Source organism: Bacillus sp. TL12 (assembly GCF_022625245.1).
In the GTDB taxonomy this organism is placed as follows: domain Bacteria; phylum Bacillota; class Bacilli; order Bacillales; family Bacillaceae_G; genus Bacillus_A.
Genome location: NZ_JAJJBY010000019.1, coordinates 1 through 13,959 on the forward strand (window position 1 = coordinate 1; position 13,959 = coordinate 13,959).

Annotated in this window: 9 protein-coding genes and 1 pseudogene; 9 read left to right on the forward strand and 1 reads right to left on the reverse strand. The window is 34.5% G+C overall.

Translation table 11 applies throughout. The features are described from left to right. From LOK41_RS17290 to LOK41_RS17330, 9 genes and pseudogenes are all read left to right on the forward strand, one after another. Positions 1 to 222: pseudogene (locus LOK41_RS17290) on the forward strand (ornithine carbamoyltransferase); the annotation flags it as partial. A gap of 95 nt (positions 223 to 317) precedes the next feature. Continuing rightward, on the forward strand, positions 318 to 1,733 hold the full coding sequence (gene arcD, locus LOK41_RS17295; protein WP_241817580.1) for an arginine-ornithine antiporter: 1,416 nt from the start codon (positions 318 to 320) through the stop codon (positions 1,731 to 1,733). Positions 1,734 to 1,769: 36 nt separating this feature from the next. Beyond that, complete coding sequence (gene arcC, locus LOK41_RS17300) at positions 1,770 to 2,732, forward strand: carbamate kinase (RefSeq protein WP_241817581.1); 963 nt, start codon at positions 1,770 to 1,772, stop codon at positions 2,730 to 2,732. Between the two features lie 193 nt (positions 2,733 to 2,925). Continuing rightward, positions 2,926 to 3,555 carry a Crp/Fnr family transcriptional regulator gene (locus LOK41_RS17305; protein ID WP_241817582.1) on the forward strand — a complete coding sequence of 210 codons (630 nt, stop codon included), beginning with the start codon at positions 2,926 to 2,928 and terminating at the stop codon, positions 3,553 to 3,555. Between the two features lie 178 nt (positions 3,556 to 3,733). After that, positions 3,734 to 4,417 (forward strand): ABC transporter permease, encoded by a 684-nt coding sequence (locus tag LOK41_RS17310; protein ID WP_241817583.1) that lies wholly within the window; start codon positions 3,734 to 3,736, stop codon positions 4,415 to 4,417. A 302-nt stretch (positions 4,418 to 4,719) separates the two neighbouring features. Beyond that, positions 4,720 to 6,384: a glycoside hydrolase family 13 protein gene (locus tag LOK41_RS17315; RefSeq protein WP_241817584.1), complete on the forward strand. Its 1,665-nt coding sequence runs from the start codon at positions 4,720 to 4,722 to the stop codon at positions 6,382 to 6,384. A 187-nt stretch (positions 6,385 to 6,571) separates the two neighbouring features. Then, positions 6,572 to 8,209, forward strand: a complete 1,638-nt coding sequence (locus LOK41_RS17320) for a PTS transporter subunit IIBC (RefSeq protein WP_241817585.1) — start codon at positions 6,572 to 6,574, stop codon at positions 8,207 to 8,209. A 2-nt stretch (positions 8,210 to 8,211) separates the two neighbouring features. Continuing rightward, the gene (locus LOK41_RS17325; RefSeq protein WP_241817586.1) at positions 8,212 to 9,009 is read left to right on the forward strand and encodes an endonuclease/exonuclease/phosphatase family protein; all 798 of its coding nucleotides are present in this window, start codon (positions 8,212 to 8,214) and stop codon (positions 9,007 to 9,009) included. A gap of 310 nt (positions 9,010 to 9,319) precedes the next feature. Next, a complete protein-coding gene (locus LOK41_RS17330; RefSeq protein WP_241817587.1) occupies positions 9,320 to 12,181 on the forward strand; it encodes a YhgE/Pip domain-containing protein in 2,862 nt (953 codons plus the stop codon). Between the two features lie 38 nt (positions 12,182 to 12,219). Here the strand turns inward: LOK41_RS17330 and topB are convergent, their stop codons facing one another. Next, entirely contained in the window at positions 12,220 to 13,908 is a 1,689-nt protein-coding gene (topB, locus tag LOK41_RS17335; protein ID WP_481748822.1) for a DNA topoisomerase III, read from the reverse strand. Between the last annotated feature and the right edge of the window lie 51 nt (positions 13,909 to 13,959).

Sequence of the window (13,959 nt, forward strand, 5' to 3'; positions counted from 1 at the left end):
GCAACTGGCAACGATCATGTGATGTTCTTACATTGTTTACCTGCATTCCATGATGTGGAAACAATGTACGGAGAAGAGGTTTATGAAAAATATGGATTAAAAGAGATGGAGGTAACTGACGAAGTATTCCGCAGTAAACATTCAAAAGTATTTGATCAAGCAGAGAATAGAATGCATACAATTAAGGCTGTTATGGCAGCTACTTTAGGAAATATGGAGTAAAGAAGGAAGGGAATCTTCCTTCTTTCTCCTCCTTTAAATACTATCATTCACTATTGCTATTTATTCTTACTTGTAATTAAAGAGAGGTGAGTGTAATGGGGGAAGAAAAAAAATTAGGGTTATTTACGTTAACGGCTCTTGTTGTTGGTTCGATGATTGGCGGTGGAGCATTTAATTTAGCGAGTGATATGGCAAAAGGTGCTGGCGCCGGAGCTATTATTATTGGTTGGGTTATAACAGGTATTGGGATGATTGCGCTTGGATTATCATTTCAAAACTTAACTATAAAAAGACCGGATTTAGATGGCGGGATTTTTAGTTATGCAAAAGCAGGTTTTGGTAACTTTATGGGATTTAATAGTGCTTGGGGATATTGGTTATCTGCTTGGCTTGGCAATGTAGCTTACGGTACATTATTATTTTCTTCATTAGGTTATTTTTTCCCAGTTTTTGAAGGAGGCCAAAATGTAGCATCTATTATCGGAGCAAGCATATTATTGTGGTGTGTACACATGTTGATTTTACGTGGGGTACAATCAGCAGCACTTGTAAATTTAGTAACTACAATTGCAAAATTAGTTCCTGTTTTTGTGTTTATTGTTGTAGGAATTTTCGCTTTTCATATCGATATTTTCTTAGATGGATTTTGGGGACAAGCTGGTTCCTTTTCTTGGGGAGCGGTAGGCAGCCAAGTTAAGAGTACGATGCTTGTAACACTTTGGGTATTTATCGGTGTTGAAGGTGCGGTTGTCCTATCCAGTCGTGCAAAAAATAGAAGTGATGTTGGGAAAGCAACTGTTATCGGATTAATTGGTACACTCATTATTTACATATTACTTACGCTACTATCTCTTGGACTTATGCAACAAGCGGATGTTGCAAATTTAAAAAATCCATCTATGGCATATTTATTTGAAAGTGTTGTCGGAAAATGGGGCGCTATTTTTATTAACTTAGGCTTAGTAATTTCTGTATTAGGTGCTTGGTTAGGATGGACTTTACTTGCATCTGAAATTCCGTATTTAGCGGCTAAAGATGGAGTATTTCCAAAATGGTTTGCGAAAGAAAATAAAAACAAAGCTCCGGTCAATTCATTATGGATCACAAATGGTTTAATTCAAATCTTCTTATTAACATTTGTTGTTTCCGACCAAGCATATAATTTTGCATTTTCTCTCGCATCCTCAGCTATTTTAATTCCATATGCCTTTTCAGCATTTTATCAATTTAAGCATAGTTTACAATCTAAAGAAAAAGATCGAACAAAAAATATAATCATTGGTTTGATAGCAAGTATTTATGGAGTTTGGTTAGTCTATGCAGCTGGCTTAGATTATTTATTATTAACAATGACCTTATATGCACCAGGTATTTTCATCTTTTACAATGTTCAAAAACAAACGAATCCAAAGCAAATATTTACTCGTGTGGAATTGGCATCTTCTGTAGCGATCGGCGCTTTAGCATTCTTTGCGATTTATGGATTAATTACAGGAAGTATTAGCTTATAAAGTTTGTGAAAATGAAATCAATTGGAGGGCTGAAATATGACACGAAGAAAAATCGTAGTTGCACTAGGGGGAAATGCTATACAATCTGGAAATGCTACTGCTGAGGCGCAGCAAGAGGCATTAGAAAAAACAGCAGAACAGCTTGTTAAAATTATGGGAAATAACGTGGATATTGTGATTGCACATGGCAATGGACCGCAAGTAGGGAATATTCTATTGCAACAAAAAGCAGCGGATACAGAGAAAACACCGGCGATGCCGTTAGATACTTGTGGTGCTATGAGCCAAGGAATGATTGGGTATTGGATGGAAAATGCAATCGAAAAGGCATTGAAAAAGCATAAAATAAATAAAGAAGTAGCAACAGTTATAACACGTGTAGTCGTGGACGAAAAAGATGAAGCTTTTCAAAATCCAACAAAGCCAATTGGACCTTTCTATACAGAAGAAGAAGCAAGAAAGTTGATGGAAGAAACAAAAGCTGTATTTAAAGAGGACGCAGGAAGAGGATGGAGACGAGTTGTACCATCACCAAAACCTGTGAGCATTCATGAACATAAAATAATCAATTCATTAGTAGAGAACGGGAACATAGTAATTGCTGTTGGAGGAGGGGGAATACCTGTTATTGCCTCTGATGAAGGTTTAAAAGGTACGGAAGCTGTTATTGATAAGGACTTTGCAGCTCAAAAATTAGCAGAATTAGTGGACGCTGATACGCTTGTTATTTTAACTGCAGTTGATTATGTGTATGTAAACTTTAATCAGCCTAACCAAAAGAAATTAGAGGCTGTTACAGTTGATGAGTTAGAGGGATATATAGGAGAAAATCAATTTGCTGCAGGAAGTATGCTTCCAAAAATTGAAGCAGCTATTCATTTTGCGAATGCAGATCCAAAGCGAAAAACAATTATCACTTCTTTAGATAAGGTATATGATGCATTAGAAGAAAAAGCAGGGACTATCATTTCTAAGCAGGATGCATGTGTTTGTGTATAAACTTGTTCTGCCGATTATAAAAAGAATGAAGTTAGCCACTTCATTCTTTTTATTTATTGGTGATTTTTAGGAGGCTAATGTTCATAAATTAGTCATGATCATAAAGAGGTAGGGAGGTTAAATATGGTAAAATTAAGTTTGAATACGCTTTCTCAACGTTTAACTCCAGATATAGAAAGAGAGAGGGAGTTTTATGAATAACCGAAATGTAGTGAAAGATTTGAAGCAGTTTGAATTATTTGCTCATATCACAGAAAAAAAACTGAAAGGCTTAACAGAGTTTGTGTATTGGCGAACTTATAAGAAAGGTCAATTTTTGTTTTTAGAAGGTGATTCTAGAGAAAGGATCTACTTTATGTTAGATGGTTTCGTGAAGTTAGAGCGAGTGAATCAAAGTGGAAATTTGTTATATGAGGATTACGTAAAGAAGTTTTCGGTTTTTCCTTATGGTGGTATGTTTACAGACAAATCTTATACTTATACAGCGGAAGCGATGACAGATGTGGATGTATATTATATTCCTAAAATGATTTTTGAAGACATGGTTAAATCAAGTCGAACGCAGCTGATATACGTTGTCCGGCAGCTATCCTCTATATTAAAAACCAATGAGAACCGCGTACAAAATATTACAATCCCAAACGCACAAGATCGCGTCATTCAAACACCGCTCACCACAATCGAAATTTCCAAAATATCTGGAACATCTCGGGAGACTGTTAGTAGTGTGTTAAAGCAATTGAAGAGTGATAGTATTGTTACAGTTTTAGGCAAAAAAATTACGATACATGACCCGACATACTTTGAAGAAGTTTCGATGTGAAAACTTCATAATAGTAAATAAGAGAAATCTATAAAATAACTCTTTTATTCATATTGTATATTAAAAAAGTTCTTTATATATTTATAAGGAACTTTTTTATGTTATTCACTATAAAGAGATTGTATATTCCGATAATTTTAGCTAAAATCGATAATAAAACAAGGGGAAGAGAGAAAAAATGATTCGGATTGAATATGATCGATTAGTAGCTATTTTTTACAGTATCGGGGTATTACTATTAATAAAATTACCAAATGATAACGAATTAATAGGGGAAAAATTATTTCAAGCGTATGGGATTCCGGTAGATACATATATTTATACGAGTTATAGAGTTTCGAATATATGGATTTTCTCGTTTGCATTACAAGGAATTGCATTTTTATTTCTTCTGAAATGGTTAAAGCAGAAGGACTCTAATTGGTTAAAAAAGCTTAATATAATAAAAGTAGCGTGTATAAGTATGTTGATTATTATGGTGCCATTTACTTTAAATCAAGTACTTCAGACTCTTGATAAGACGTGGCATTACGCAGGAAAGCAAGGGCTAGCAGCAATTGAATATAAAAAAGATGATAGCCAATGTAGATTGGTGAAAGAAGGAAATCATTTTAAGCAAAATTGTGTCGTCACTTTAAAAAATTATCGTAATCATTCGCAAGCATTACAGTTAGTTCTATATCAAGATAAAAATCAGAAAGGGAAGAGGTATGAGGTACCAAACCCGATTTATTTACAGCGCCATGAAACAAAGAAATTTGAATTTCAAATACCGCTTGTCGATGGGGCGACTGTATTAGAAAATAAAGCACCAAATATTAATTTACAATCGTTAAACGAGAAGCATCAAACATATAATTAGTTAATCAACAAGAGGCGTACATGTGGGAGAAATAACTATAAATGAAAAGCGAAACTGAGACATCCATTTCATAAATTGGATGATTTTTTATTTGCCATTATTTGAATATCAAAGGTGAGCTAAAAACTTGAAGTCATATAAAAATGCGCAAGGGCAATCAAATGGGGGTATTATTTCTTAATGAAACGTAGATATTTAATAATAAGATAAAATTTCTCGTTGCAAACTCTCCATATTTTGTTATGATAGTGTTACGAAAACGTTTGCATAAATTTTAAAAGGATGCAAAAGGAGAGATTATTATGAAGAAAACTTGGTGGAAAGAAGCGGTTGCTTATCAAATTTATCCACGCAGCTTTATGGATTCTAACGGCGACGGTATTGGAGATCTACAAGGTATTATTGCAAAACTCGATTATTTAAAGGATTTAGGAATAGATGTAATTTGGATTTGTCCAATGTATAAATCACCAAATGATGATAATGGATATGATATTAGCGATTACCAAGACATTATGGATGAATTTGGAACGATGGCTGATTTTGATGAGTTACTAAATGAAGTGCATAAACGTGGCATGAAACTTATTATTGATTTAGTTATTAATCATACGAGCGATGAGCATCCTTGGTTTATTGAATCCCGTTCTTCTAAAGAAAATCCAAAGCGTGATTGGTACATTTGGCGTGATGGAAAAGATGGAAAAGAACCGAATAACTGGGAGAGTATTTTTAATGGTTCTGCTTGGGAGTATGATGAAGTAACAGATCAATACTTTTTACACATATTCTCACGTAAACAGCCAGATTTAAACTGGGAGAATCCAGAGGTCCGTGAAGCTTTATATGACACTGTAAACTGGTGGTTAGATAAAGGAATTGATGGTTTCCGTGTAGATGCAATCAGTCATATCAAAAAAGAAGAGGGTCTAAAAGACATGCCAAATCCAAAAGGGTTAAAGTATGTGCCTTCTTTTGATAAACATATGAATGTAAATGGAATTCAGCCACTTTTAGAGGAATTGAAGGAGAGTACATTTTCAAAATACGATATTATGACTGTTGGGGAAGCCAATGGTGTCAAAATTGAAGATGCTGATCTTTGGGTTGGGGAAGAAAACGGTAAATTTAATATGGTATTTCAGTTTGAACATTTAAGCTTATGGGATGCAGAAAAGAAAAAAGAGCTTGATGTTGTGGAACTGAAAAAGGTGTTAACAAAGTGGCAAAAAGGATTAGAGAATAAAGGTTGGAATGCACTTTATATTGAGAATCATGATAAACCGCGTATTGTCTCTACATGGGGAGATGATAAACAGTATTGGCGTGAAAGTGCAACGGCTTTAGGAGCAATGTACTTCTTTATGCATGGAACACCGTTTATTTATCAAGGGCAAGAGATTGGTATGACTAACGTTCAGTTCCCGAATATTGAAGATTATGATGATGTTGCTATTAAAAACTTATATCGTGAAAAAATTGCAGAAGGTGTACCTCATCAAGAGATGATGGAAATTATATGGGCATCTTGCCGCGATAACTCACGTACACCAATGCAATGGAATGATGAAGAAAACGCTGGTTTTACAACTGGAACACCGTGGTTTGGTATGAATCCAAATTACAAAGAAATCAATGTTCAAAAGCAGAAAGTAGAAGCGGACTCTATTTTTAATTTCTACAAAAAGATGATTGCACTAAAAAAAGAGCATGATGTATTTAATTATGGAATATATGATTTAATTTTAGAGAATGATCCACAAATTTATGCGTATACACGTACGTTAGATGATGAAAAAGTGATGGTTATTAGTAATATTTCAAATGAGGAAGCTGTGTATAATGAGAACTCATTTACATTAGAGCGCAAACGTTTGCTTTTAAATAACTATGAAGTAGCTGAATATCATGATTGTACTACAATGACATTAAAGCCTTATGAAACAAGGGTTTATCATATTTCTTAATAAAAAAAGATGCTACGAGAGCATCTTTTTTTATGAAAAATAATAAATTTATATTGCAATGTGAAAACGCTTTTATTAAAATAGGTTTATGAAAACGTTTGCGCTAAAAGGTATCGTTTTCATAAGCAAAAAGAAATTATTATCTATATCATTAGGGATTTTATAAATAAAGGGGAGGAAGAAACAGATGAAAATTACGTCTTTTGATTTTTGGCAGAAGTTCGGAAAAGCATTGCTAGTTGTTGTAGCAGTTATGCCAGCAGCGGGCTTAATGATTTCCATTGGTAAGCTAATTGGTATGTCTGCTGGGGATGTTAATGCAGTACATACGATTGCTAGAGTAATGGAAGACATTGGTTGGGCAATTATTACAAACCTGCATATTTTATTTGCGGTAGCAATTGGGGGATCATGGGCGAAGGACCGAGCAGGTGGTGCATTTGCAGCGCTGTTAGCATTCGTCTTAACGAACCGGATTACAGGAGCTATATTTGGTGTTAACGCCGAAATGTTAGCGGATTCAAAAGCGAAAGTTTCTTCATTATTAGCTGGAGATTTACTTGTAAAAGATTATTTCACTTCTGTACTTGGTGCACCAGCACTTAATATGGGAGTATTCGTAGGGATTATTACAGGTTTCTTAGGAGCTACTTTATATAATAAATATTATAACTATAACAAATTACCACAAGCATTAGCGTTCTTTAATGGAAAGCGCTTTGTACCGTTCGTTGTAATTGTTTGGTCTACAGTTACTGCAATTGTATTATCACTTTTATGGCCATTCATTCAAAGTGGACTAAATGAATTTGGGCGCTGGATTGCAGAATCAAAAGATAGTGCACCAGTTGTTGCACCGTTCGTATACGGGACATTAGAGCGTTTGTTATTACCATTTGGATTACATCATATGTTAACGATTCCGATGAACTATACAGAGCTTGGCGGCACATATACGATGTTAACTGGATCAAAAATTGGTCAAGTAGTTGCAGGACAAGATCCATTATGGCTTGCTTGGATTACAGACTTGAATAATTTACTAGCAAATGGTGATACGAAAGCTTATAACGATTTATTAAACAATGTAGTTCCAGCACGTTTCAAAGCAGGACAAGTTATCGGATCTACAGCAGCATTAATTGGTATTGCATTTGCGATGTACCGTAATGTTGATAAAGATAAACGTACAAAATATAAACCAATGTTCTTCTCTGCAGCATTAGCAGTATTTTTAACAGGTGTAACAGAACCGATTGAATTTATGTTCATGTTTATTGCACCAGTATTATACGTAGTATATGCAATTACAACGGGACTTGCATTTGCACTAGCAGATTTAATTAATTTACGTGTGCATGCATTTGGATTCATTGAACTACTTACACGTACACCAATGATGGTTAATGCAGGATTAACAAGAGATTTAATTAACTTTGTTGTTGTCTCAGCGGTATTCTTTGGATTAAACTTTACATTATTCAATTTCTTAATTAAGAAATTCAATTTACCAACACCAGGACGTGCGGGTAACTATATTGATAATGAAGATGATTCTTCAGAAACAGCAGCGAATGTAAAAGAGGGATCTTTAGCAACAAAGGTTATTGACCTTCTAGGCGGGAAAGATAATATTGCGGACGTAGATGCTTGTATGACACGTTTACGCGTAACGGTGAAAGATTTAGAAGCTGTTGCACCAGAAGCACAGTGGAAGCAAAACGGAGCTTTAGGCCTCATTGTAAAAGATAAAGGTGTTCAAGCGGTATACGGTCCGAAAGCTGATGTATTGAAATCAGACATTCAAGATATGTTAGGTGCATAATAATGAAGTTACTTACTTTAAACTGCCATTCCTGGCAAGAAGAGAATCAAATAGAAAAAATAAAACATCTTGCTAAGACAATTCAAGAAGAAGATTACGATGTGATTTCCTTACAAGAGGTTAGTCAGTCTATTAAAGCTCAAAATGTATGCGGTAACAAGAAAAAGGATAACTTTGGACTTGTATTACTTACAGAGCTTGAGAAGTTGGGTTTAGAAAATTACAATATTGTTTGGGATTTTTCGCATATTGGTTATGACATATATGAAGAAGGTTCAGCGATTATAACGAAACATCCGATTGAAAAACAAGGTTCTTTCTTTGTCTCACAAAGTAAGGATACAGCGTATTGGAAAACACGTAAGATTGTTCATGCAACAATTTCTTATCAAGGTAAGAACATAACATTTTATTCTTGTCATCTTGGCTGGTGGAATGATGAGGAAGAATCGTTCCGAGGACAAGTGAATCGTTTAATAGAGTATGTAAATGGAAATGAAAATGAACTTTCATTCTTAATGGGTGATTTTAATAATAATGCTCGTTTGCAAGGTGAAGGATACGATTATCTTATGCAAAAAGGATTTTATGACACATATGAGCTAGCTTTGAAAAAAGATGAAGGAACAACTGTACAAGGAAAAATTGCTGGTTGGGATGAAAATAAGCAAAACTTACGAATTGATCTTATTTTAAGTAACAAACCAACAACAGTTATTTCTTCAAAAGTTATTTTCAATGGTGTAAATCGCAATGTTATTTCAGATCATTTCGGAGTAGTAGTTCAATTGGATATATAATATAGAAGGAATCCTCATAGCTATGTAAGCGCTGTGAGGATTTTTTTCTACGAATACAAGTATTTCCAAGATAAAATACTTGTATTTTTTATGACATTTCCTATATATTTGTTATTACTGAATGTAAAACTAAGTTGGTCATTTTGTATGAATACTTTATCGACTTCGTTATATAATGAAGTAAGTGAAGTGTTTTGATTGGAAAAATCTTACACTTTCGTTTAATCCACGATGTAGAAAATGATATAATGGCAAAATGCATGTATCATTTTCTAAAGAAGGAAAAATATATAATTAGGTGATAGCTTATATGAAACAAATATGGCGTATTTATAAGACGGACTTACGGAATGTAGCCAAACATTGGGCTGCAATTGTAATTGTATTAGGGTTAATGATTTTACCATCGTTATATGCATGGTTTAACATTAAAGCTTCTTGGGATCCATATGGAAACACGAAAGAAGTTCCGATTGCAGTTTCTAACCAAGATGTTGGGTCAAATCTAAGAGGAAAAGATATTAACATCGGGAATGAAATTGTAGATTCTTTGAAAAAGAATAAAAACCTTGGGTGGAAATTCGTTGATGAAAAGCAAGCAATTTATGGAGTAGAGCGGGGAGACTATTATGCAAGTATTACAATTCCTAAAGATTTCTCTGAAAAAATTGCAACAGTAATTAGCGATAATCCACAAAAACCAGAACTAGATTATTATGTGAATGAAAAGGTAAATGCGATTGCACCAAAAATTACAGCAAAAGGTGCATCAGGTATAACCGAAGAAATCAGCAAAAACTTCGTTAAAACAGCAAACGGTGAGATTTTTCAAGTTTTCAATGACCTTGGAATCGATTTAGAAACAAACTTACCAAGTATTGAAAAAGTAAAAGATCTTGTATTCAAGCTAGAAGCACAGTTCCCAGAAATGTATACGCTTGTGGATACAGCATTAGATGATGCGACTAGAGCACAAGATCTTGTGAAAGTTGCGCAAGAGGATTTACCGGTCGTAGAAAGTGTGATTAATGATGGGCAGGCAACGTTGAAAAGTTTAGATGAATTTTTCGCACGAAATGATGAAACGTTAAAGAATGCTCCGGGAACAATTAAGAGAGATTTAACGGTACTGAAAAAAGGTATGAATGGTGCGGCGGCCATAACTGACTTTTTAATGGGTCCAGGAGTTAATTTACAAGTTCCTGATTTTTCGAAGATCCCAACACTTCCTGAGTTCCCATCTCTTTCTAACCTTCCACAGTTGAATGATGAAGGATATAGAAATATTGCACAAAATATTAATCAAACCGTAAATAATGTGTTGAACTCGGCGCGTACGGGAACTGCATATGCGCAAAGTGTAATGGATGGGTTACAGAATGGGAAAATTGATCCAGAGATAGCAAAGAAAAATATCGCAACTGTGTCCAATAATCTCCAAACGCATATAGATAATCTTTCTTCAATCATTACGATGATGTCAACCCTTCAACAGAATGCAACAACTGATTTTGGTAAGAAGTTCTTTGGCGATAGAGTAGCGCATTTAACAGCTATTAGAGAAGGTCAACAAGATTTGAACAATCGATTTAAACATCTTAATGACCTAATTAGCACAGGTCAAGAAGTGAAACAAGATGTGAGAGATGCGATTAATCAAAAATTAAATGCAACAAATGCTTTAATTGATCAAGCTGAAAAAGATTATAATGAAACGTTTGTAGCGGATTATAAAAAAGCAGTTCAGTTTAAAGAACAGACAGAAAACAAAATAAACGAGGATTACGAGAAAGTAAAGACTGAATATAATAAAGTAAGAGATGGTATTGAGGATGCTAAATCTAACGCTCAAAAAGCAGTGGAAGATATACAAAATAAAGGTATTAATGGGTTAGATGGAACGAAAGTAGCCTTAAATAGTTTAAACGGTCAATTCCAAGCAGCTTCAAATATGATTGGTGACATGATGCCTGTCTTAGAGAATGCCAACAAAGTTTTAGCTGATGTAAATAGCGATAAAAACTTTAATGATCAAATTGCGAAGTTGAAAAAAGCAAAAAATGGTTTAGAAAAAGGCATGGATTTAACTAATAAAGGGATTGACGCTATTAATAAAGGACAGCAACCAGCAAAAGATGTTATTGAAAGTATTAATGAAGTATCGAAAAATGTTTCAGCTGAATTAGGTGACATTTTAGCAAGATACGATTCAGAAATCGTTCCGAATTTCAATGAAGCAATTGCTCGTACAAAAGAGATGTCAAAAAATACATCTAAAATTTTAAATGATGCAGATAAAAAGCTTCCAGATGTAAAAAAACTGCTAGAAGATTCATCTAAAGGCTTAGTAGAAGGTAAAAAGAAAGTGGAAGATATTAAAGCTGAGATGCCAGCTACTGAGAAAAAGATTAAAGAATTAGCAGATAAAATTCGCAAGTTTGAATCGGAAGAAGATATAAAAGACATCATCCGTTTATTGAAAAATGATGTTGAAAAGCAAAGTGACTATTTTGCAAATCCAGTAAATTTAAAAGAAAATAAATTATTTGCGATGCCGAACTATGGTTCTGCGATGTCACCATTCTATACGGTGCTTGCGTTATGGGTAGGGGCATTGTTAATGGTTTCGTTATTAACAGTAGAAGTACATGAGCCGGGCGCGAATTATAAGAGCCATGAGATTTACTTTGGACGTTTCTTAACGTTCTTAACAATAGGTCTTATGCAGGCGTTTATCGTATCAATGGGAGATATATTCCTACTTGGTACGTACGTGGTTAATAAGTTCTGGTTCGTTGTATTCAGTTTATTTATCGGTGCAGTCTTTGTTTGTATTGTATACTCACTTGTTTCTATTTTTGGAAACGTAGGGAAATCGATGGCAATCATTTTACTTGTACTGCAAGTAGCTGGATCAGGCGGAACATTCCCAATTCAAATGACACCAACATTCTTCCAAACAATTTATCCGTTCTTACCGTTTACGTATGCAATCAGTGCAATTCGTGAAACAGTGGGAGGAATGCTTTGGGATGTTGTCCTGAGGGACCTTCTTGTATTAAGTGTCTTCGTCGTAATCATGCTTATTATGGCATTATTACTGAAAACACCAATTAACAAGTCGAGTGAAAAATTTGTTGAGAATGCAAAAGGAAGTAAAATTATTCACTAAAAAAAGTTCCTACCGAGAGCGGTAGGAACTTTTTTATTTTAATCAAACTTTAATTTTTTTAATGCTTCTGCTAATGCATTATTTAATGGCTCTTCTTCTTTTTGTTGCTGCTTCATATATTTTTGAACGTAGCGCTTATCAGCTTTACTACCAGACTCTTTCTTACGACGTTCTTGGAATGTAGAAAGCTTTTCACGATATCCACATTTACATGTGAAGATTTGGCCAGCTCTTTCACCGCGAAGCTCTAGTTTTTTCTTACATTGCGGGCATCGTGCATTTGTTGTACGGGATACATTTTTACGATGACCACATTCGCGATCTTGGCATACAAGCATTTTTCCCTTTTTCCCATTTACTTCGAGCATTGGCTTACCACAGTCTGGACAAGTTTTCGTTGAAATGTTGTCATGTTTATATTTTTTATCGCTCGCTTTAATTTCGGTAACAATCTCTTTCGTATAGCTTTTCATTTCTGAAATGAATACTTCTTTTTTTAATTTTCCTTTTGCAATCGCTTCAAGCTTTTGTTCCCATTCAGCAGTTAGTGTAGGAGATTTTAGTTCTTCTGGTACTAAATCGAGTAACTGACGACCTTTTGATGTAATGTGAATATCTTTACCACGTTTTTCAATTAAGAACGAATTAAATAGTTTGTCGATAATGTCAGCTCGTGTAGCTACAGTACCTAATCCACCAGTTGATTTTAATGTATCAGCAAGTTGTTTATTTTGTGTATTCATGTATTTCGTTGGGTTTTCCATTGCTGAAAGTAATGTTGCTTCATTAAAACGTGCAGGTGGTTTTGTTTGACCTGATGTTTGAGCAATTAGTTTTACGCTTAATGTATCGCCTTTTTCAATGCGAGGTAAAATTTGCTCTTTGACATCATCAGCTGCATCGTCATCTTCGAATCGGTTTTCATATACTTCTTTCCAACCGGAATGTAAAATCGTTTTGCCACGTGCAACAAACGTTTCATCACCAATTTTCGTGCGTAATGTTAGCTGTTCATATTCAAAGGCTGGGAATAAAACTGCTAAGAAACGCTTTACAACTAAATCATAAATTTTACGTTCCTTATCTGTGAAAGCAGAGAAGTTCACATAGCTTTCCGTTGGGATGATTGCGTGATGGTCGCTTACTTTACTATCATCAACAAATGCTTTAGTGGATTTTATAGGTTTATTTAAAATTTTATGAGCGAAAGGACGATATTCTCCTACTCCACACGCTTTTAGACGCTCTGGAAGTGTTCCGACGATATCCGATGAGATATAGCGTGAATCTGTACGAGGATAGGTTAATACTTTATGTTGCTCATACAATTTTTGCATAATATTTAATGTTTCTTTTGCCGAGTAGCCAAAGATTTTATTTGCATCACGTTGTAGTTCTGTTAAGTCATAAAGACCAGGCGCAAATGATTTTTTTACCTTTTTATCGATTTCCACCACAGTTGCATTTTGTTTGTCGAGTTTTTTCACAATCGTATCAATTTTGGCTTTATCAAAACTGCGACCATTCCCTTTAGCATCTTGCCAAGTTAGTTTTAACTTATTAGTTGTTTGAGCTTCAATACCATAGTATGTTTGCGCTTTGAAGTTTTTAATTTCGTCTTCACGTCCAGCAATGATAGCTACAGTAGGTGTTTGGACATGTATACTGTTTTTAGGGCGAAATTTAATATATTCTTTTAATAGTAATGATATCAATAATAATTTCACCCATGTACATTTTTATTTTGGGTATAAAAAGTAAATAAGCATAGTAATAGA